This is a genomic window from Microbacterium sp. NPDC089698, assembly GCF_044749045.1.
Taxonomy (GTDB): Bacteria; Actinomycetota; Actinomycetes; order Actinomycetales; family Microbacteriaceae; genus Microbacterium.
Genome location: NZ_JBIVHE010000001.1, coordinates 669,009 through 688,678, shown reverse-complemented (window position 1 = coordinate 688,678; position 19,670 = coordinate 669,009). Strand labels below are relative to the sequence as shown.

The following is a 19,670-nucleotide window of genomic DNA, read 5'->3' as shown; positions in this document are numbered from 1 at the left end:
AAAGACACCGTGACGATCGAGACCACACGAGAGCGCACGCCGCGGGTGCGCCGGGCCCAGCTGGCCGGGCGGATGACCCGTACCAGGGTGCCCGGACGCGACGGGTTCCTGCACGAGAGCACTCCTGAGTCCCGGCGCGACCTCTCGTCGGTGCGCCGCGGGGACGTGCTGCGGGTCGTCGGTGCGGCGGTCGCGGCGCTCTGCGCCACGTGGTGGCTGGCGACGCAGGCAGCCGCGTTCGAGGGCGCACTGCCCTTCGTGCTCATCTCGTACGTGCTGTTCCTGGGCTTCTTCGTCGTGCTCATCAGCTTCGACGACAACCGGATCACGATCGTCGACCGTGTCTGGGCGGTCGTGATCCACTCGGCGGCGGTCGTCCTGCTGCTCGCGCTGGCCGTCGTGGTCGTCTTCACGCTGGTGCGGGGTTCATCGGCGTTCCTGCGCGCGAACTTCTGGGTGCAGGACCTCTCGCTCGCCGGTCCGCTGGATCCGCTCACGGTCGGCGGCATGGCGCACGCCGCGGTCGGCACCCTGATCATGATCGGGATCGCGCTGATCATCGCGATCCCGCTGGGACTGCTGTGCGCGGTCTTCCTGTCGGAGTTCCCCTCGCCGTTCGCCAACATCGTGCGCACGGTGACCGAGGCGATGACGGCGCTTCCCTCGATCGTGTGCGGGCTGTTCATCTACGCGACCTACGTGCTGATGTTCGGACTCGACAAGTCGGGGTTCGCCGCCGCGCTCGCCATCACGATCATGATCCTGCCGATCATCATCCGCTCGGCGGACGTCGTCCTCCGGCTCGTGCCCTCGACGCTCAAGGAGGCGTCGCTCGCGATGGGCGCCTCGCAGTGGAGCACGGTGTGGAACGTCGTGCTGCCGACCAGCCGATCCGGACTGATGACGGCGATCGTCCTCGGCACGGCCCGGGGGATCGGCGAGACCAGCCCTGTGCTGCTCACGGCCGGGTACACGACGTTCTTCAACCTCAATCCGTTCTCCGGCCCGATGGTGTCGCTGCCGTTCGCGACCTTCACCCTCGTGAAGAGCCCGGAGCCGACCCAGATCGCGCGCGGCTTCGGTGCGGCGGCGGTGCTGATGACGCTCGTCTTCCTGCTGTTCCTGCTGGCCAGGGCGATCGGAGGGAAGGGAGCCGGAGTGCTCTCGCCGCGCGGGCAGGCCAGGGCGCGGTCCGCCTCGGCGCGGGACGCGGCACGATTCGCCGCCCGGGAGCGCGAGCGGATGCCGCTGCCGGCCCCGGTGCCTCCCTCCGCCGGCGTGGTCGCGCAGGGGGCGGACCGATGAGCCGCCGGTTCGGCCGGGTGCGCCTGCTCGTCGCCCTGCTCGGCGTCCTCATCGCGGTCGGCGGGGGACTGCAGCTCGCCGCCCCCGCGAACGCCGCGGGGTCGGTGCATGCGCCGATCAACGGCTCCGGCTCGACCTGGTCGGCCAACGCCCTGCAGCAGTGGATCCGCAACGTCTTCGCGAACTACCAGTGGAAGATCACCTACTCCGAGTCGGGATCCACCCAGGGGCGCAACGACTTCGCGAACGGCACCTCGGACTTCGGCGTCAGCGAGATCCCCTACGCGATCGGGAACAGCAACGAGGGCGACACCAGACCCAACCGCGGCTTCGCCTACATGCCGATCGTGGCCGGAGGCACGTCGTTCATGTACAACCTTCAGATCGCGGGACGCCGGGTGACCAACCTCCGCCTGTCCGGCGAGGTGCTCGCGAAGATCTTCACGGGCGTCATCAGCACCTGGAACGATCCGGCGATCGCCGCCGACAACCCGGCGCTGGCGCTTCCGGCGATCCCGATCGTGCCCGTGGTGCGCTCCGACGGCTCGGGCGCCACCGCGCAGTTCACGATCTGGATGCGCCAGGAGCAGTCCGCGCTGTGGGACGCCTACTGCGCGAAGGTGGGGCGCCCGGTCATCGGCGACCACTGCGGTGTCACGAGCAACTACCCGGTGCAGGCGGGCAGCGGCTTCGTGGCCCGCGCGGGGTCGAACGGCGTCGCCGGCTACGTGGCCCAGCCGCAGTCGGCCGGGGCGATCACCTTCGTGGAGTACTCGTACGCGCTCAACAGCGGCTTCCCGGTGGTGAAGATGCTGAACAATTCCGGCTACTACTCCGAGCCGACCGCGCCGAACGTGGCGGTCGCGCTGCTGCGTGCGCACATCAACGAGGACGCGGGCTCGCCGGACTACCTGACGCAGGATCTGCGCGACGTCTACGGCGACGGCGACCCCCGCACGTACCCGCTCTCCAGCTACAGCTACATCATCCTGCCGACGGATCTGAGCAACAACTTCACCGAGGACAAGGGCATGACCCTCGCCGACTTCGGCGCGTACTTCCTCTGCGAGGGGCAGCAGCAGGCCGACGTTCTCGGCTACTCGCCGCTTCCGATCAACCTGGTGCAGGCCGGGCAGTCGCAGATCAAGAAGATCCCCGGCGGGAATCCGCAGATCAAGGGCATCAACGACTGCAACAACCCGACCTTCACGCCGGATGGATCGAACCGGCTCGCGAACGAGGCGCCGCTGCCTCCGGACTGCGATCGCCAGGGGCCGAGCCAGTGCCTAACCGGGACCGGAGGAGCCAAGGGCACCGACACCGCGCCTTCGGCGAACGATCCGGCAGCCGCCGCGGAGACCAACGGCGCAGGGCCCGCGGCGACCGGGACCGGACCGGCCGGGAGTGCCGGATCCGCCGGGCCCTCGGGGCAGGATCCGGGTGCGGTCGATACCGGGAAGGCGCCGACCGTGCTCACCGCCACGCCGCAGGTGCTCGCGGCGACCGGCGCCGGTCCGGTGCCCGCGATCGCCGCTCTCGGCGGAGGGGGAGGGCTCGCGCTCGCCGCCGTGCTCCCGCCGCTGCTGACCCGCCGGCGCCGGCGTCCGGGCGCGCCGGCTCACGTCCGTGCCGAGGCGCACGGCCTCGGAGGAGGACGATGATGTCGGCAGGAGCGGGGAACCGCGAGACGGATGCGCGCCGGGGGGCACGCCGCAGCAGGATCCGCCGTCTCGCCGGCCGGGGGATCGCCCTGGCATCGCTGGCAGCGGTGGTGGGCGCGATGCTCGGTCTCGGCGGGGTCGCCGGATTCGGCGTCGCGCCGGCCGCCGCAGAGGACGGTGCCGGGGCGACCGCATCCGCGGTGACGGTGAAGTGGGCGGGCGGCAACGACACCGCCGTGCAGCGGTTCCAGCCGGATCACGCCGCGCTCACCAGCGACGGCAACGGCACCGACAACGGCTCGGGGCACTGGGACGACTTCAAGGACCTCGAGGTCACCGTGTCGAAGACCGCCGACCTCCGGGAGGAGGCCGTCGTCGTGAGCGCCAAGGGCATGGGGACCTCGAACCTGCCGACGAACGGCGTCGCCTCGAACTTCCTCCAGCTCATGCAGTGCTGGGGTCCGGATCCGAGCGCCGCGGACTTCAACCAGACCTGCCAGTACGGGGCCTACAGCGGCGCGGCGTCGTCCTCGGGGACGGTCCTCGGATCAGCGCTCGGGACGTCCGTGGTCAGCAGGGCGGGGGAGAACCTCTTCTCCGATCCGAGCAGGTTCCTCGCGGTCACCGGGGACGCCAGCGTGCAGACGACGGTGACGGGCTCCGGCTCGACGCCGGTCACGATCACGACCGACGGGACGGCGCGCTTCTTCGGACCGAGCACCAGCAACGAGCAGCCCTTCGTCGCGATCGGATCCGACGGCACCGCGCGCACGGGTTTCGAGGTCCAGTCGGCGCTGAGCCAGCCCTATCTCGGCTGCGGGAAGGCGGCGGAGCTCCAGGGCGCGGGCGAGCGGTGCTGGCTCGTCGTCGTCCCGCGAGGGACGCATTCCAACGCCCTGGCGGCGGACAAGCCCTGCACCACCGGCGGGGCCTTCTACCCCGTGCCATGGGGGAAGCAGGGCTGGAACGGCGTTCAGAGCGGCTCGCCGGTCGACCCGGCGTGCGCGGCCTGGCAGGACCGGATCGTCGTCCCGCTGGACTTGGCCAGCACCGCGCCGTCGTGCCCGCCCGGCGCCATGGAACGGCGCGTCTCCGGCACCGAGCTGCTCGCCACCGCATTCAGCTCCTGGCAGGGGGCGCTCTGCGGCTCCGGGACCGGCACCCTGAGCTTCAACACGAATTCGGGCGATCTCAATCGCGCGCAGCTGCTCACCGGGCAGTCCTCGATGGTCGTCGTCGGTCGACCGCTGACACCCGGCACGATCGGCCTCGCCGATCCCGCGCTGCTGAACAGCGCGACCCTGCGCTACGCCCCGGTGGCGAACACGGCCCTCGCCATCGCGTTCCGATGGCAGTCGGCCGCCGACAAGCCGGCGACCAGCCGGGAGATGAAGCTGACCCCGCGTCTGCTCGCGAAGGTCATGACGATGTCGTACAAGTTCGAAGTCCCCGCATATCAGTACAGCTTCCCGGACAACGTCGACCAGTACTGGCCGAACCGTCCGCTCTCGATGTGCGATGACCCGGAATGGGTCGCCCTCGGCAATCCTGCGCCGGGGAGCCCGGGCGAATGCCGGGGACTGTTCCTCGTCGTCGGGCCGCAATCCGACGACGTGACGGCGCTGCTCTGGCAGTATCTGCGATCCGATGCCGACGCGGCCGCCTTCCTGCGCGGTGAGCCCGATCCGTGGGGGAACACGATCAATCCGTACTATCTCCCGGCGAGCAACCCTCAGGCACGGGACGGCGGACTGCGCGACATCGACCTGGCGACCCAGCCGATGGATCGCTTCCTCCGCGCCGATCGGACGGTGGCTCCGGACTACACACTGCGCGGCGAGCTCGTCGAGCAGACCCATGGCGAGACGTACGACGCCGTCAGCCAGATCCCGTTCTCCGAGAGCTTCGCCGGGAACACCAGCCGGATCTTCCGCGGCGACACCAAGCGGATCGACTCCTGGAGCACCAACAGGGTCACGGGAGGGCAGGTCGTCCCCGGGTGGGTCACCGTGGATCCGGGGAGCGGGCGTTTCGGGTATCGCGCGTTCGGTCCCGCCGATCTCGGCGCCGCCCATCGGTACGGACTCGCCCTCGCGAGTCTGGGTGCCCCGCGGGCGGAGCGGACGGACGAGTCGACGGTCGTGAGCGCACGCAGCTTCGTCGCTCCGACGGCGGCGTCGATGGCGGCGGCTCTCGCCGCCCAGCACACCGATCCGGCGACCGGAACGGCGACGGCCGACTTCGGGGCGTTCCCCGAGGACGGCTACCCGCTCACGACCACCCTCTATGCGGCGGTCGACGTCACCCAGGCCAAGCTGGACGAGGCGGCGCGGTCGTCCTACGCGGGGTTCCTCGACTATGCGGCCGGTGCAGGGCAGGTCCCCGGGACGGCGCCCGGGCAGCTCCCGGACAGCTACGTCCCGCTGAGCGACAGCCAGCGCCAGCAGGCATCCGCGGTGGCCGAGCAGCTACGGCACCCGCCGACGAAGGACGGCGCCGGCCCTGCTGCCGTGGCGCCGGCGGCAGCCCGCCCGGCGGGCGCGGCGCCGGCGGCAGCGGCTCCCGCGGCGAACACGCCCGCCACCCGCACCGGCGTCACCGCGACCGGCGTCACGCCAGCCACGAACACCGACGCGGTGTCGGCGGCGAGCCAGACCGCGCTCGGCGGGACGCTCGTGGCCGGCATCGCCGGCCTCGTGGCCAGCCCCTTCCTGCTCCGTCGGCGGGGGATCGGATGAACCGCGCGCGCACCGTCGCGCTCAGCGCGGCGCACAGGCTTTCCACCCGGAACGTGTTCCCCGCCGGGATGGGAACGGCCCTCCTCCGTGGAGCGGAAGAGGGCCGGTGCCCACAAGGGGCAAGGGTAACGAGGGGAAACAGTAACCGAAAGGTTAAGCACATGTCAACCAAGAACACCTGGCGTCTCGGCGCGCTCGCGGCTCTCGTCGCCGGCGCGGTGGCGTTCGGCGCGGCCGCTCCGGCGCTCGCCGACCCGAGCGGCACCCCTGCCGGCGGCCCGACCACGCGTCCGCTCGCGGGCGTCGGTTCGGACACCACGCAGGACGTCAACAACGGTCTCTCGGAGGTCGTCAAGATCGGTGGCGCCAAGGTCCTCGCGTCCTACGACGCGACGGGCACCGCGACGATCAACCCGCGCACCGGTGGCGCGACCTTCTCGCGTCCCGATGGCTCGGGCGCCGGTGTGAACGCTCTCAAGGCGGCCAAGGCCGGCACGGCGTACAACGGCGTGGTCCTCGGCAACAACGACCTCCAGTTCGCGCGCTCCTCGAGTGCGGCGACCTGGGTGACGGGCGGCACCTACGCCTACGTCCCGCTCGCGCTCGACGCCGTGTCCTTCGCGAAGGCGCCGACGACCTCGGTTCCGGCGAACCTCACGAAGGCCGACCTGACCGCGATCTACTCCGCCAACGACAACACGAACGTCACCCTGAGCGTCGGCACCTTCAAGGTGGGCAAGCAGACCACCGCGGGCGCCCAGATCGTGCCGTTCCTGCCGCAGGCGAACTCCGGGACCCGCAAGTTCTGGCTGAGCGAGCTCGGCATCACGACGGTCGGCAGCGCGGTCGCGGACAACTACACGAAGGCCGGCGCGTCGGTCAGCGTGCAGGAGCACGACGGCAGCGTCCTCGCGGACGTCCCCAACGCGATCTCGCCGTTCTCGATCGCGCAGTGGATCGGTCAGAACAACAGCGGATCCCTCGCGTCGCAGTACGGCGTGACGGTCGTCGACCGTCGTCACGGTGCCGTCCTCGGCAGCGTGAACGGCACCGCACCGACCGTCTCGAACGTGCTGAACACGGCGTTCCCGATCTCGCGTCCGGTCTTCACCGTCGTCAAGGCGGCCGACCTGACCGCGGGCTCGCCGCTGGCGACCGTGTTCCAGGGCGCGACCGGTCTCGCGTACACCGCGAAGAACCCCACCACCGGCAAGAAGACCATCACGGACTTCGGCTTCGGTGACATCACGGGCGGCGCTGTCGTGAACGGCGTCACCTACACCGCGGGCGACGTCACCTCGTTCCGCGCCAACTGAATGAACCCGGGCGTGGACGACTCCGGCCGTCCACGCCCGGACCCCACCGCTCCTCCCGACCGCCTCCCTCCCCGAACCTCTATCCCAGGGAACAGAACCTCCATGAAGATCGCACGTCTCACCCTCGCCGCCTTCGGCGTCGTGCCCCTGCTGGTGCTCGGGCTCGCCGCCCCCGCACAGGCCGCCGGCGCGCCCTCCTACGACCCCGGCGTCGACAACAGCGCGTTCCCCTACCGGCTCGACCCGGCCAACGACATCGACGGGGGACGCTACGCCTTCACCACGGATCCGCTGGCGAACACCGGCCAATGGGAGAGCACGGCGATGCAGTCGGCTCCCGACGTCAGCATCGACCGCGGCTGCCCGGAGGGCTACCGCTCCTCGTCCCGGACCTTCATCGTGACGGCGTCCGGTGCGACGACCGGACTGAAGATGCGTGAGCCCAACCCGGACGCCCCGGCGTGGGGGCTCGAGGGGAATCCCATCTACCTGCCGGAGTTCCCGCTCGGTACCTGGCAGAACCTGACGCCGGAGTCCAACCCGAGCGGCACGAACGCCCTCGTCATCACCTGCGACCCGCCGGCAGGGGCGGCAGGAGCCCCGACGGCGACGTCCCCGATCGGGAATGCGAAGTACTTCTTCGGCTTCATCAAGGGCAGCTGGGAGCAGAACAGGTGGGACTTCGTCCCGCGGACCGCTCCGAAGAGCGACACCACGACCGTCCTGGCCGTGGCGTCTGTCAAGGCCACCTCGCTGACCCTCACCGCCACGGTCGCACCGGCCGGGGCCACCGGGACGGTGCAGTTCGCACAGGGCGGCGTCAATGTCGGGTCCGCGGTCGAGGTCGCGAACGGCGTGGCATCGCTCGCCGTCTCCGGGCTCGCCCCCGGCACCGCCTACTCCTTCCGCGCGAGCTATTCCGGGGACTCCGCCTACAACGCGTCGGAAGGATCCGCCGACGCCACGACACCACCGGACGGCGGAACCCCCACCCCGGGCGATTCCTCGAGCACCGAGATCAGCGTGGGCGTGCCGGAGGCGACCGACACCGCTCCGACGGGCCTCAGCATCTCGGTCAAGCCGCAGCCGCTCGCGCTGAGCAGCACCGACAAGCGCGTGAAGGGATCCGTCTGGATCGCCACCGGTGCGCTGGGCACGGTCACCGTGAACGACGACCGGCGCAGCGCCGCCAAGGGGTGGACGCTCAACGGCAAGATCTCCGATCTGACGAGCGGCACGAGCAAGATCGCCGCGTCGAACCTCGGCTGGACCCCGGCGCGGGTCGACGGCGCCGGCTCCGCCGGCGAGGCCGTCGCGCCCGGATCGAACGGAGGACTCGGCTCTGAGAAGACCCTCGTGACCGGCGCCGGCGACAGTCAGGCCAACGTCAAGACCAGCGTCAAGGCCGACCTGAAGCTGTCGGTGCCCGCCGACGCACCCAGTGGCAAGTACAGCGGCGTCCTCACCCTGACGCTCATCTGAGAACCGGAGCCCGGTCGCCGTCGCGACGGCCGGGCCCCGGATCCCGCCCCTCCGAATGAGAGACCCCATGCGCACGTCGCTCCGCCCGACCGCCCGACGGATCCGCCCGCCCGCCCTGCTCGCCGCCCTGCTCGTCGTGGCCGTCGGAGCGGAGCTCGCCGTCGCGTCGCCGCAGCCCGCGCACGCCGACGGCGAGGTCACCTGGAGCATCCAGCCCTCCACGCCCGCGGGCCCCGACGGGCGCACCGAGTTCTCGTACCAGGTCGCCCCCGGCTCGGTCATCACCGACTGGGTCGCCGTCACCAACCGGTCGGCGGAGCCCGCGACCTTCCGCGTCTACGCGGCCGATGCGAAGACCGACTACGACACCGCGGCGTTCACCCTGATCGGCGCGGACCGCGCCTCGACCGACCTCGGCGCGTGGACCGCGGTGCACGACGGTCCCGCCGCCTGCGCGAACCCGGCTGACGCCGCCTGCGCCGCCGGGCTCGGCATCGTGCTCGTGCTCGATCCCGGTGCCCGCGCCGACATCCCGATCACGATCACGGTCCCGCACGACGCGTCGCCCGGCGACCACGCGGCGGGCATCGTCGCCTCGTTCAGCACGGGCGCCGGCGACGGGGCGGCGAGTGTGCGTCGTGAAAACCGGGTCGGCACCCGCATCTACCTGCGCGTCGATGGCGCGCTTCGCGCCGGAGTCGGGGCTTCGGGCGCCGTGGCCGGCTATGACGCGAACCTGAACCCCTTCGCCGCAGGCGGCGGGTTCTTCGGCGTCGACGTCGCCAACACCGGCAACACCCGCCTCTCCGTGCAGCCCTCGGTGCGCTTCACGGGCCCGTTCGGGATCGACCTCGGGACGGTCACGCTCCCCGAGGTGCGCAACCTCATGCCCGGCGGCACGGGCCACGTCACGGCCTCGGTGCCTGGCATCCCGCCGCTCCTCCTGCTCTTCGCGGACGTCGTGCTCGCCCCGGCGCCGGCCGACGGCGTCGCCGCCGAGGATCCGCTCCCGGCCCCCGCGCGCGCGTCCGCCGAGACCTGGGCCGTTCCCTGGTCGCTCTTGGCCCTGATCGCGCTCCTGGTCGGCGGCGGATGGGTCGTGCTGCGGATTCGCCGTCGGCGACGGGACCTGCTCGCCCAGGACTTCGCCGACTACGCCGACGCGATCCGCGCCGAGGAGCGCGCCCGCCAGACGGCACTCCTGGCGGGATCCGCTCCTGATTCCGACGCCCCCGACCTCGTCGGCGCCGAGCGCGCCGCGACCGTCTTCGACAAGGAGAACGCGCGATGATCCGCCGTCCCCGCCTCCGCCGCGGAGTCCCCGTCCCGCTCTTGGCGCTGGCCCTGGTCCTGGGGCTCGTCGCTCCGTTCGGATCCTCGCTCCCCGCCTCGGCCGACGACAGCACGCCCCCCGATGGCGCACCGGTCGCCGTGACGGTGACCGTGCCGGAGGCGACCGCGTCGCCGACGTCTCCGACGCAGCCCGTGACGCCGGGGAAGGCCGGGACCGGCTCCGGAGCCGGGAGCGGGGGCGGGGCCGGCGGCTCCGCGGGGACCGGGACGACGGTGATCGGCTCGGCCGGCATCGCATCCGCGACAGAGGCCAAGGAACCGTCGATCCCGAAGGCGCCGGCCGGCACTGCGGAGCACGCCGCGGTCGATCGTGCGACCTATCGCCCGGGCGACACCGTCACGGTGAGCAGCGAGGGGTTCGCCCCCGGCGAGCAGGTGCAGATCGTGCTCTTCGGCGAAGGGACTCTCGTCGCCAACGTCGCGGCCGACGCCGAGGGCAGGGTGCAGCACGCGTTCGCGCTGCCCAAAGAGCTGAACGCCGGCCAGCACACGGTGCAGCTCACCGGCTGGCAGTCCCATCGGGTCGCCGCCTCGCGCTTCCTGGTCGAGCTGGTCCCCGCGACCGCCGCCCCGGGGATCCAGGGCGTCCCGCCCTGGGCCTGGTGGGCCGGGGGAGGGATCGGACTCCTCCTGCTCCTGGGGGTCGCCTGGTGGCTGATGCGCGCCCTGCGCGTGCCCGAGGCGAGGACGGCATGAAGCGCTCGGGGAGCACGATCATGACGCCCGCGACCGAGTCGACGGCGCGGACGTCGGCGCGGCGGCGCCGGCGCGTCTTCGGGCACCGCCTCTCCGTTCCCGTGATGCGACCGGCGCCCCCGCCGAGGGACGGGCGCTGGTGGGCCGGTGCGGCGATCCTCACCGTCTCCGTGCTGCTCCTCTCCCTCGTCGTGCACGCGACGGTGTTCTCGGCCCTGCAGCACTATCGGGCGCAGACGCTCTCCTACAACGCGCTGCGCGTCTCGCTGGCCAAGGCCGAGACGCCGGTCGGACAGCTCGTCGACGCGGACCGGATGGCCGAGATCGGCACGCCGGTCGCCTACCTGGAGATCCCCGCGATCGGCCTGAAGGAGGTCGTCGTCGAAGGCACCGGCGCGGAGGTGCTCCGGGACGGGCCGGGACATCGCCGCGACTCCGTGATGCCGGGGCAGTCGGGGACCGCGGTGGTGCTCGGCAGGCAGAGCACGTACGGCGGGCCGTTCTCGCAGCTGAACCGGCTCAAGCCGGGCGATGAGATCCGCGTCACGACGGGGCAGGGCACGAACGAGTTCACGGTCTTCGGTCTGCGCCGTGCCGGGGATCCGATGCCCGCGCCGCTCTCCGGAACCCAGGGGCGGCTCGAGCTGCAGACCGCCGACGGACTCGCCCTGTTCCCGTCGGGCGTGCTGCACGTCGACGCCCAGCTGACCTCGACCGCGCGGCAGACGCCGTCCCGGGTGATGGCCTACCCGGCGCTGCCGATCGGGGAACGGGGGATGGGACAGGACTCACCGGGATGGTTCCTCGCCTTCTTCGCGCTCGTGTTCCTCGCGGTCGCAGGCATCGCCGTGTGGTGGCTGTGGCGATCCTGGGGGCGCTGGCAGGCCTGGGTGATCGGCGTGCCGGTCCTCGTCGCCTTCGGGGTCGCGACGGCCGACGCCGTGATGAACGCCCTCCCGAACCTGCTGTGACCCCGGAGCACGGCTCACCGACCGCGCCCCGGCGCCCGACCACGAGGAAGACATGAACCCCTACACCGACCAGGCCGCGGCACTCGCCGCACAGCGCAGCGCCATCGACGCCCACATCGGCGCGGCGCACCCCGAGGACGTCACCAGCGTGGTGCCGGCTCCGGAACAGCGCTGGGCGCCCCCGGCCGCCGCCCCGCCGGAGGACGTGACGGCCGTGATCCCGGTCGGCCCGCACCCGCGGCCGTTCGCCGCTCCGGATCCGGCCGGCGATCCCGACCGGACGGACGGCATCGTGACGTTCCACGAGGAGCCCGTCGCGAGTCCGGCGGCGCCGCTCTCGGAGCTGGTGGCGCGCGACGTCTCGGCGTGGTTCGGGCAGCACAAGGTGCTCGATCGTGTGTCGTTGACCATGCCCGCGGGGCAGGTGACCGCGCTCATCGGCCCGTCGGGATGCGGCAAGTCGACGTTCCTGCGGATCCTCAACCGGATGCACGAGCTCGTGCCCTCCGCGTCGCTCGCCGGGGAGGTCCTGCTGGACGGGGACGATGTCTACGACCGCGACCGGAAGCTGCAGGACGCGCGCCGCCACATCGGCATGGTCTTCCAGAAGCCGAATCCGTTCCCCGCGATGTCCATCTACGACAACGTGGTCGCCGGCCTGAAGCTCACCGGCGTGCGCGCGGGACGAAGCGCCAAGGACGAGCTGGTGGAGCGGTCGCTCACGAGCGCCGGCCTCTGGACCGAGGTGAAGGACCGGCTGCGCCAGCCCGGCGGAGGTCTCTCCGGCGGTCAGCAGCAGCGGCTCTGCATCGCGCGATCGCTCGCGGTCAAGCCCCGCGTGCTGCTCATGGACGAGCCCTGCTCCGCTCTGGATCCCACCTCCACCAGGGTCATCGAAGAGACCATGACCGAACTGAAGAAGGAGGTCACGATCGTCATCGTGACGCACAACATGCAGCAGGCGCAGCGCGTCTCGCAGCAGTGCGCGTTCTTCCTCGCCTCGGGCGGTCAGCCGGGCCATATCGTCGAGCACGGCGACACGGATGCGATGTTCGCGGAGCCTCAGGACCAGCGCACCTACGACTACGTCAACGGGCGGTTCGGCTAGGCCATGACCGGGACGCACGGTGGATCCGAGGCCGAGGGGGAGCTCCTGGGCGGTCGCTACCGGCTCGGGGCGCTGCTCGGGGTGGGCGGATCCGCCGCGGTGCACCGCGCGGACGACGTCCTCGGCGGCCCGCCGGTGGCGATCAAGATCCTGCACCCGCACCTCTGCGCGGATGCGGCGGCCCGGCGGGCGTTCCTCCGCGAAGCCCGGCATGCCGCGTCCGTGACCCACGGCAACGTCGTGCTCATCCACGACGCCGGTCTGCACGAGGCGGGCGGGGTGACGATGCCCTGGATCGCGCTCGATCTGCTGCGCGGGAAGACCTTGCGCGACTGGGTGCGCACGCACGGACCCCTCCCGCCTGCCGAGGCGGCGGCGGTCGTGACGGGGATGCTCGCGGGACTCGAGGCCGCGCACGCGGCGGGCATCGTGCACCGCGACATCTCACCGCAGAACGTCGTCCTCGAGACCGCGGGAACGCATGCGCGCGCGCACGATGTGCGGATCCTCGACTTCGGTCTCGCTGACGCCTCGGGGCGCTCGACCGTGGGCGCCGACGTGCTGCTGGCCGGACGCCCGACGGCCGGCGAGGGCGCGGCGATCGTCGGCAATGTGCATTTCATGTCGCCCGAGCAGGCCTCGGGGCGGCCGCTGCGCGCCGGCAGCGATCTGTACCAGGTCGGCGCGGTGCTGTTCTTCCTGCTCACCGGGGCGCCGCCCTTCCCGCGGTCCACGAACGAGGAGGTGCTCCGTGCGCATCTGGTCGCACCGCCTCCCGTCCCCTCGGCCGTCGTCCCGGCCGCGCGGCCCCTCGACGGCGTCGTCGTGCGTGCGCTCACGAAGACGCCGGCGCGTCGCTTCCGAGACGCCGGCGAGTTCCGTGCGGCGCTCGCGGAGGCCGTGACAGACCTCCCGGATCCGTTCGCCGTCCAGGTCGCCGCGCGTGACGAGGGCGAGGAGACCCGAGAGACCGGGCCGACCACGCTCCTGCCCCGCGGCGCGACGGCCGACGACCTCGACTATCTTTCCCCGGGATCCTCAGGAGAACGGCCGGGGGCCGATCCCGCTCCCGGTTCGCACGGCGCCGCGGTGGCAGTCGGGCTCGGCGCGGTCGTGCTCGCGATGGCGGTGATCGCGGGCGTGTTCGTGGCGGCCTTCGCCTCGGCGAACGGGAGAGAGGACACACCGGCGCCGTCGTCGGTCGAGGTGCTCCCCGACCCCGATCTCGCCTCTCCGCCCGTCCTTGCTGCGACGCCCGGGGCCGATGCTCCGGTAGCGCCACCGGAGGCATCGCCGGCCCAGATCGTGACCGTCCCCGAGCTGAAGGGCGATCTGGCGGCGGCGGAGGCCGTGCTGGCCCGGATGGGACTGGCCCGGGGCACCGTGACCCGGATGGACTCCAGCGAACTCGCCGACCGCGTGCTGGCACAGTCCCCGCGGCCCGGTGCCGAGGCGAAGCCGGGGGATACCGTGGATCTCGTGATCGCCAGCGGACGCAGCAGCATGCCGGACACCGCGGGACTGACCCTCGCCGAGGCCAGAGCTGCGATCGAGGCCGCGGGCTTCCGCCCCAGTGCGGATCCTCGCGATGCGGCGGATGCGGCGCGGGTGCTCGGCAGCGATCCCGGCCCCGGTGTGACGCTGCCGGTCGGATCCGCGGTCATCCTCCGGCTCGAGCGCTCCGCGCCGGTCACGCCGCAGCCCACCTCGCCCGACGGGGTCGGCTCGTGACCCGCGCGGCACAGGTGGTCACGAGGCTCGCGGTGGTGCTCGGCGTCCTGGTGATCGCGGCAGCCGCCGTGATCCTGCTGCAGCTCGCCGGCGCGGAGACCCCGGCCGAGGCGACCACGGCCACGCGTGCGCCGGCACCAGGGGTCGGGCAGGCGCCGCGCTCGGGGGCGACGACGGACGCGGAGAGCACCACCCGGCGCGCCGTCGACGCCGGCTGGCTGACGCGCACCGCGGCGTCGACCGGCATCCCGGAGCGGGCGCTGGCGGCCTATGCCTCCGCAGATCTCATCGTCTCCGCCGAGGATCCCTCCTGCGGGATCGGATGGAACACGCTCGCGGGGATCGGCCTGATCGAGACCGATCACGGCCGGCACGGCGGCGCCGTCCTGGGTGCGGACGGGCGCCCGGACCCGCCGATCCGGGGCGCCGCGCTCGACGGGAACGGGGTCATGGCGATCCCCGACACCGACGGCGGCGCCTGGGACGGCGACACCGTCTGGGATCGGGCCGTCGGACCCATGCAGTTCATTCCCGAGACGTGGCGCACCTGGGGTGCGGACGGCGATGGCGATGGCGTGGCGGATCCGAACCAGATCGACGACGCGGCCCTCGCCGCAGCGCGATACCTGTGCGCCTCCGGATCCGTCGCGACGCCCGAGGGGTGGCGGCGGGCGATCCTCCGCTACAACGATCTGGACCAGTACGTCGCCGATGTCGCGCGCGCCGCCAACGGCTATGCCGCGGCGGCGCGCTGACGGCGACGCCTTCAGCCGGAGACGACTCCGTCTTCGCGTCAGCGCAGCACGGAGCTGAGCAGCAGGCTCGTCTCGCTGTTGACGATGCCCGAGATCCCGCGGATGCGACCGAGGAGCTGATCGAACTCCGCGAGGCTGTCCACCGAGAGCTCCGCCACGAGATCCCAGCCCCCGTTCGTCGTATGCAGAGCGGTGATCTCGGGGAAGCCCCGAAGCCTGCTGAGCACCGCACTGGTCGCGCGCCCTTCGACCGCGATCAGGGAGACCGCGCGGATCCTGTCGACGGCGGCTTCATCGCGCACGCGCACGCTGAAGCCGATGATGACGCCCTCTGCGACGAGCCGATCCAGCCGGGAGGTGACCGTCGCACGAGCGGCGCCCAGACGTCGCGCCAGCGTGGCGATCGGCATCCGACCATCCTCCCGGAGTGCGGCGATGAGTTGTCGATCGAGCTCGGTCAGAGTGCCCATGAGCAAACTGTATCTCCAGGGGTAGCAATATGACGAGAATTAGACAGATTGTCGCTTCCTCTGTGTATCGCGCATGAATAGTGCTGGATCCTACGGTTTACTGCATGAAGCAGAGCGAGACGGAACGGCCTCCGTTCCTGGATGATGCGCCGTTGGCCCAGAGGATCGTCGACCCGCGGGTCGAGACGCCGTCGTCGGACGGGGCGGTCGCCTGAGATGTCGCAAGCACCCTCAGCCGTCATCCTCGTGCGTCCTTCGGGTTTCTCGCCCAATGCGCAGACCGCGGCCGACAACGCCTTCCAGTCGACGTCCGACGCCTCGGCGGAGGAGATCGCGCGCCGCGCCTTCGACGAGGTGGCCGCGCTCGCCGAGGCCCTCAGGGCGGAGGGCGTGACCGTGCACCTCTTCGACGATCAGGGCGCGGACCGCCCCGACAGCGTGTTCCCCAACAACTGGATCTCCACGCACGCCGGCGGACACGTCGCGCTCTTCCCGATGTATGCATCGAATCGGAGGGGGGAGCGCCGCGCCGACATCGTCGAGATGCTGAAGTCGCAGTACCGGGTGCAGGACGTGATCGACTACTCCGGGCTCGAGCCGGACGACGTGTTCCTCGAGGGCACGGGAGCCATGGTGCTCGATCACCAGGCGCGGATCGCCTACGTGGCCCGCTCCCACCGGGCCGATCCCGTGGCACTGGAGCGGTTCTGCACGAACTTCGGGTTCGAGCCGATGGCCTTCGACGCCGTCGACGACACCGGGGCGCCGGTCTATCACACGAACGTGATGATGGCCGTCGGCACCGAGCTCGCGCTCATCGCGCTCGACATGATCACCGACGCCCGGCGTCGCGCCGAGGTCTCCGCGCGGCTCTCGGCGAGGCACGAGGTGATCGCGCTGACCCGCGCGCAGATCGCGGAGTTCGCCGGCAATGCGATCGAGCTGCAGGGAGCGTCCGGCCGGATCCTCGTCATGTCGGCGCGCGCCTGTGCAGCACTTCGCGCGGATCAGGTCGCGAAGATCGAGCGCAGCGCCCGGATCGTCGCCGTCCCCGTACCCACCATCGAGCTCGCGGGCGGGTCGGTGCGGTGCATGATCGCCGGCATCCACCTGGATCCTCGACCGCTGGTCGCGTGAGCGCCGCCGCGGCTCACTCGCGCTCACCCGTTCCTGCTCTCATCCCCGACCGATACGAAGGAGTGTCATGTCCCTCACCGAAAAGGCCGCGCCGCCCGAGGAGATGAAGCGCGGGCTCAAGAACCGTCATCTCCAGCTCATCGCCATCGGCGGCGCGATCGGAACCGGTCTGTTCATGGGTTCCGGGCGCCTCGTGTCCGTCTCCGGCCCGTCGATCCTGTTCGTCTACGCGATCATCGGGTTCTTCGTCTTCTTCATCATGCGCGCGCTCGGGGAGCTTCTCCTCTCGAACCTGCACTACAAGACGTTCGGCGACATCGCGAAGGACATGCTCGGTCCGTGGGCCGGGTTCTTCGTCTCCTGGAACTACTGGTTCAGCTGGGTCATCGCGTGCGTCGCGGACATCACCGCGATCGTCGGCTACACCAGGTTCTTCTGGCCCGACGTCTCGTTGTGGGTCCCCGCCGGTGTCGCGGCCCTGATCCTGCTGCTCCTCAACCTCCAGCCGGTGAAGTGGTTCGGCGAGATGGAGTTCTGGTTCGCGATCATCAAGATCGTCGCCATCCTGGCTCTCATCACGACGGGCATCCTGCTGCTGCTCACCGGGTTCACCCACAACGGGGTGCAGGCATCGATCACCCATGTGTGGGATCTGGGCGGCATGTTCCCGATGGGGTTCAGCGGATTCGTGCTCGGATTCCAGATGGGCGTCTTCTCCTTCATCGGGGTCGAGCTGGTGGGCACCACGGCGGCCGAGACGGAGAACCCGCGCAGGACCCTGCCCAAGGCGATCAACTCGATCGTCGTGCGGATCCTGATCTTCTACGTCGGATCCCTCACCGTGATCATGAGCATCACGCCCTGGTCGGAGCTCAAGGCCGGCGAGAGCCCTTTCGTGCAGACGTTCCTGCTCGCCGGCTTCGTGCCTGCGGCGCTGGTGATGAACCTCGTCGTGCTGACGTCGGCGGCCTCCAGCGCCAACTCGGGCGTCTATTCCGGTACGCGCATGCTGTTCGGGCTCTCGAAGGACGGGCATGCCCCCAGGGGACTGGCGCTCACCGACAGTCGCGGCGTTCCCACGCGCGCGGTCTTCACCACCGCCGTACTGCTGTTCACGGCCATCCCGCTGCTGTACGCGGGAGACGGCGTCGTCGCCGCCTTCGACTTCGTCTCGACGATGTGCGCGTCCCTCGTGATCTTCACCTGGGGTTCCATCGTGGTCAGCTACATCGTCTACCGTCGTCGCCATCCCGATCGCCATGCCGCATCGAAGTTCCGTCTGCCTTTCGCCGCCGTCACCCCATGGGCGATCCTCGCGTTCTTCGTGTTCATCGTGGTCGCTCTGCTGTACAGCGAGGGCACCCGGTACGCGACGCTCGCGACACCGGTGTGGTTCCTCCTGCTCACGGTGTTCTGGCAGATCCGCAAGAGACAGCTGATCAGGGCCGGCCGCCCGCTCACCGGGTCGATCCCGACCGTGCGGCACCCTCTCGACGAGGAGTGAGTCCTCCCGGTGGGCGGGCCGTTGCGCCCGTCCGCCCCAGGAAGACCGCGACGAGGACGGCTGCGAGAAGCGCGATGCCGGCGTTGATGCCGATCGCGAGGTGGAGGCCCGGGAGAAGCGTCGAAGCTGCGACGCCGGTCGCGATGGCGGACATCACAGGTGTGCCCAGGGTGATGCCCACCTGCTGACTCATCGTGACCAGGCCGGTCGCGAGTCCCTGCTGGTCGGCGGGCACGCCCGCGGTCGAAGCGACCGCGTAGCCGACGATCGCGACGAGGTTCGCGATCCCGCCGACGAAGGTCAGGATGAGCACCGGGGCCAGCCAGGTGCGCGGGGTGCCGGCGAAGGCGAGGGGTGCGACGGCGGCCGCCTGCACCAGGAGGCCGCCGACGATCGCCGTCTTCGGGCCCCTCCTTCCGATGATCTTCGGAGCGATGAGTCCTCCGAGGACGGTGCCGACACCGAGGACGCCGAGGAAGAGACCGGCGGCGACGGCGGTGTAGCCCAGCACCTCCTGGAGGTAGAGGGTGAGCAGGAAGACGAGCGAGGTGAACGTCGCGAACGCGAGGAGTCCGGCTGCGTTGCCCCAGGCGATGCTGCGGCGCGAGAGCAGACTCGGCGCGATCAGCGGCTGCGCCGCGCGGCTTTCGACGCCGAGGAACACGACGAAGAGGACGAGAGCGCCCGCCATCGGCGCCCAGGTCCCGGGGGTCGTCCATCCCATCCGGCCGGCATTGTCGATTCCGAAGACGAGCGCGATGAGCGCGGCGGTGACGAGGATCGCTCCCGGCACGTCGAGGCGCGCCCTGCCGAGGCGGGCGGGCTCGCGGAGCACGAACGGCCCGATCGCGACCACCGCGAGGGCGATGAAGACGTTGATGAAGAACGCCCACCTCCACGAGACGGCACCGGTGAGGACGCCTCCCAGCACGGCTCCGATGGTGAAGCCCGCCGCCATGAGGGCGCCGTTGAGCCCGAGCGCGCGCGATCGGGCCGGGCCGTCCGGGAACATGGTGGTCATCAGCGACAGTGCGGCGGGCGTGACCATCGCGGTGGCGAGGCCCTGACCCACCCGTGCCGTCAGCAGCAGGGCGGGCTCCTGCGCAAGGCCACCGGCGGCAGACGCGAGTCCGAGGATCACGATGCCGGTCAGGAACAGCCTCTTGCGGCCGAACAGGTCGGCGACCCGGCCGAAGAGCAGCGTGAACCCGGCGGCGCAGAGCGCGAACGCGGTGACGATCCACTGGAGCGCGTCCGTGACGAACCCGAGATCTCTGCCGATGACCGGCAGGGCGACGTTGAGGATCGAGAAGTCGACCGCGAGGGTGAAGTTCGCAGCCAGGAGCACGGTCATCGCGGTGCGCTGAGAGGGCGTGAAGCGCTCGGCGCGCGCTCGGGCCTCGGGGGAGTGCAGGGCCGGTGAAGCATCGGTGTCGCTCATGG

The 19,670-nt window shown here is 71.2% G+C and carries 15 protein-coding genes; 13 read left to right on the top strand and 2 right to left on the bottom strand.

From position 1 onward, the window contains the following. The first annotated feature begins 9 nt into the window (after positions 1 to 9). The 11 genes from pstA (at position 10) to ACIPY5_RS03230 (ending at position 15,116) form a co-directional block, all read left to right on the top strand. Positions 10 to 1,305 carry a phosphate ABC transporter permease PstA gene (gene pstA / locus ACIPY5_RS03280; RefSeq protein ID WP_400966640.1) on the top strand — a complete coding sequence of 432 codons (1,296 nt, stop codon included), beginning with the start codon at positions 10 to 12 and terminating at the stop codon, positions 1,303 to 1,305. Further along, positions 1,302 to 2,966, top strand: a complete 1,665-nt coding sequence (locus ACIPY5_RS03275) for a phosphate ABC transporter substrate-binding protein PstS (protein ID WP_400966637.1) — start codon at positions 1,302 to 1,304, stop codon at positions 2,964 to 2,966. The genes pstA and ACIPY5_RS03275 overlap by 4 nt, the downstream gene beginning before the upstream one ends. After that, complete coding sequence (locus ACIPY5_RS03270) at positions 2,966 to 5,704, top strand: hypothetical protein (protein ID WP_400966634.1); 2,739 nt, start codon at positions 2,966 to 2,968, stop codon at positions 5,702 to 5,704. The genes ACIPY5_RS03275 and ACIPY5_RS03270 overlap by 1 nt, the downstream gene beginning before the upstream one ends. A 161-nt stretch (positions 5,705 to 5,865) precedes the next feature. Beyond that, on the top strand, positions 5,866 to 7,020 hold the full coding sequence (locus ACIPY5_RS03265) for a hypothetical protein (protein ID WP_309339888.1): 1,155 nt from the start codon (positions 5,866 to 5,868) through the stop codon (positions 7,018 to 7,020). 102 nt (positions 7,021 to 7,122) lie between these two features. Then, on the top strand, positions 7,123 to 8,502 hold the full coding sequence (locus ACIPY5_RS03260; protein WP_400966630.1) for an Ig-like domain-containing protein: 1,380 nt from the start codon (positions 7,123 to 7,125) through the stop codon (positions 8,500 to 8,502). 67 nt (positions 8,503 to 8,569) lie between these two features. Continuing rightward, entirely contained in the window at positions 8,570 to 9,793 is a 1,224-nt protein-coding gene (locus ACIPY5_RS03255) for a hypothetical protein (RefSeq protein ID WP_400966627.1), read from the top strand. Beyond that, positions 9,790 to 10,551 carry a hypothetical protein gene (locus ACIPY5_RS03250; protein WP_400966625.1) on the top strand — a complete coding sequence of 254 codons (762 nt, stop codon included), beginning with the start codon at positions 9,790 to 9,792 and terminating at the stop codon, positions 10,549 to 10,551. Before ACIPY5_RS03255 ends, ACIPY5_RS03250 begins: the two co-directional genes overlap by 4 nt. Further along, positions 10,548 to 11,522, top strand: a complete 975-nt coding sequence (locus ACIPY5_RS03245) for a sortase domain-bontaining protein (protein WP_400966622.1) — start codon at positions 10,548 to 10,550, stop codon at positions 11,520 to 11,522. The genes ACIPY5_RS03250 and ACIPY5_RS03245 overlap by 4 nt, the downstream gene beginning before the upstream one ends. A 343-nt stretch (positions 11,523 to 11,865) precedes the next feature. Beyond that, positions 11,866 to 12,630: a phosphate ABC transporter ATP-binding protein PstB gene (gene pstB, locus ACIPY5_RS03240; RefSeq protein WP_309342025.1), complete on the top strand. Its 765-nt coding sequence runs from the start codon at positions 11,866 to 11,868 to the stop codon at positions 12,628 to 12,630. A 3-nt stretch (positions 12,631 to 12,633) separates the two neighbouring features. Further along, positions 12,634 to 14,361, top strand: a complete 1,728-nt coding sequence (locus ACIPY5_RS03235; RefSeq protein ID WP_400966619.1) for a PASTA domain-containing protein — start codon at positions 12,634 to 12,636, stop codon at positions 14,359 to 14,361. Beyond that, the gene (locus ACIPY5_RS03230; protein WP_400966616.1) at positions 14,358 to 15,116 is read left to right on the top strand and encodes a lytic transglycosylase domain-containing protein; all 759 of its coding nucleotides are present in this window, start codon (positions 14,358 to 14,360) and stop codon (positions 15,114 to 15,116) included. Before ACIPY5_RS03235 ends, ACIPY5_RS03230 begins: the two co-directional genes overlap by 4 nt. Positions 15,117 to 15,154: 38 nt before the next feature. Here the strand turns inward: ACIPY5_RS03230 and ACIPY5_RS03225 are convergent, their stop codons facing one another. After that, positions 15,155 to 15,586, bottom strand: coding sequence for an Lrp/AsnC family transcriptional regulator (locus ACIPY5_RS03225; protein ID WP_309357021.1), 432 nt, complete (start codon positions 15,584 to 15,586; stop codon positions 15,155 to 15,157). A 216-nt stretch (positions 15,587 to 15,802) separates the two neighbouring features. Here ACIPY5_RS03225 and ctlX point away from each other — a divergent pair, with 216 nt between their 5' ends. Together ctlX and ACIPY5_RS03215 are read left to right on the top strand one after the other, a co-directional pair. Continuing rightward, positions 15,803 to 16,723, top strand: a complete 921-nt coding sequence (gene ctlX / locus ACIPY5_RS03220) for a citrulline utilization hydrolase CtlX (RefSeq protein ID WP_400966612.1) — start codon at positions 15,803 to 15,805, stop codon at positions 16,721 to 16,723. 67 nt (positions 16,724 to 16,790) lie between these two features. Beyond that, entirely contained in the window at positions 16,791 to 18,227 is a 1,437-nt protein-coding gene (locus ACIPY5_RS03215) for an amino acid permease (protein ID WP_400966609.1), read from the top strand. On the opposite strand, the gene ACIPY5_RS03210 is transcribed toward ACIPY5_RS03215, so the two are convergent. After that, positions 18,181 to 19,668, bottom strand: coding sequence for an MFS transporter (locus ACIPY5_RS03210; RefSeq protein ID WP_400966606.1), 1,488 nt, complete (start codon positions 19,666 to 19,668; stop codon positions 18,181 to 18,183). The genes ACIPY5_RS03215 and ACIPY5_RS03210 overlap by 47 nt on opposite strands. Positions 19,669 to 19,670 lie beyond the last annotated feature (2 nt).

Coding starts and splice junctions, on each gene's coding strand:
- ctlX (WP_400966612.1), top strand. CDS start 15,803: ATGTCGCAAGCACCCTCAGCCGTCATCCTCGTGCGTCCTTCGGGTTTC.
- ACIPY5_RS03210 (WP_400966606.1), bottom strand. CDS start 19,668: ATGAGCGACACCGATGCTTCACCGGCCCTGCACTCCCCCGAGGCCCGA.
- ACIPY5_RS03270 (WP_400966634.1), top strand. CDS start 2,966: ATGTCGGCAGGAGCGGGGAACCGCGAGACGGATGCGCGCCGGGGGGCA.
- ACIPY5_RS03275 (WP_400966637.1), top strand. CDS start 1,302: ATGAGCCGCCGGTTCGGCCGGGTGCGCCTGCTCGTCGCCCTGCTCGGC.
- ACIPY5_RS03225 (WP_309357021.1), bottom strand. CDS start 15,586: ATGGGCACTCTGACCGAGCTCGATCGACAACTCATCGCCGCACTCCGG.
- ACIPY5_RS03260 (WP_400966630.1), top strand. CDS start 7,123: ATGAAGATCGCACGTCTCACCCTCGCCGCCTTCGGCGTCGTGCCCCTG.
- ACIPY5_RS03265 (WP_309339888.1), top strand. CDS start 5,866: ATGTCAACCAAGAACACCTGGCGTCTCGGCGCGCTCGCGGCTCTCGTC.
- ACIPY5_RS03215 (WP_400966609.1), top strand. CDS start 16,791: ATGTCCCTCACCGAAAAGGCCGCGCCGCCCGAGGAGATGAAGCGCGGG.
- ACIPY5_RS03245 (WP_400966622.1), top strand. CDS start 10,548: ATGAAGCGCTCGGGGAGCACGATCATGACGCCCGCGACCGAGTCGACG.
- ACIPY5_RS03250 (WP_400966625.1), top strand. CDS start 9,790: ATGATCCGCCGTCCCCGCCTCCGCCGCGGAGTCCCCGTCCCGCTCTTG.
- ACIPY5_RS03255 (WP_400966627.1), top strand. CDS start 8,570: ATGCGCACGTCGCTCCGCCCGACCGCCCGACGGATCCGCCCGCCCGCC.
- ACIPY5_RS03235 (WP_400966619.1), top strand. CDS start 12,634: ATGACCGGGACGCACGGTGGATCCGAGGCCGAGGGGGAGCTCCTGGGC.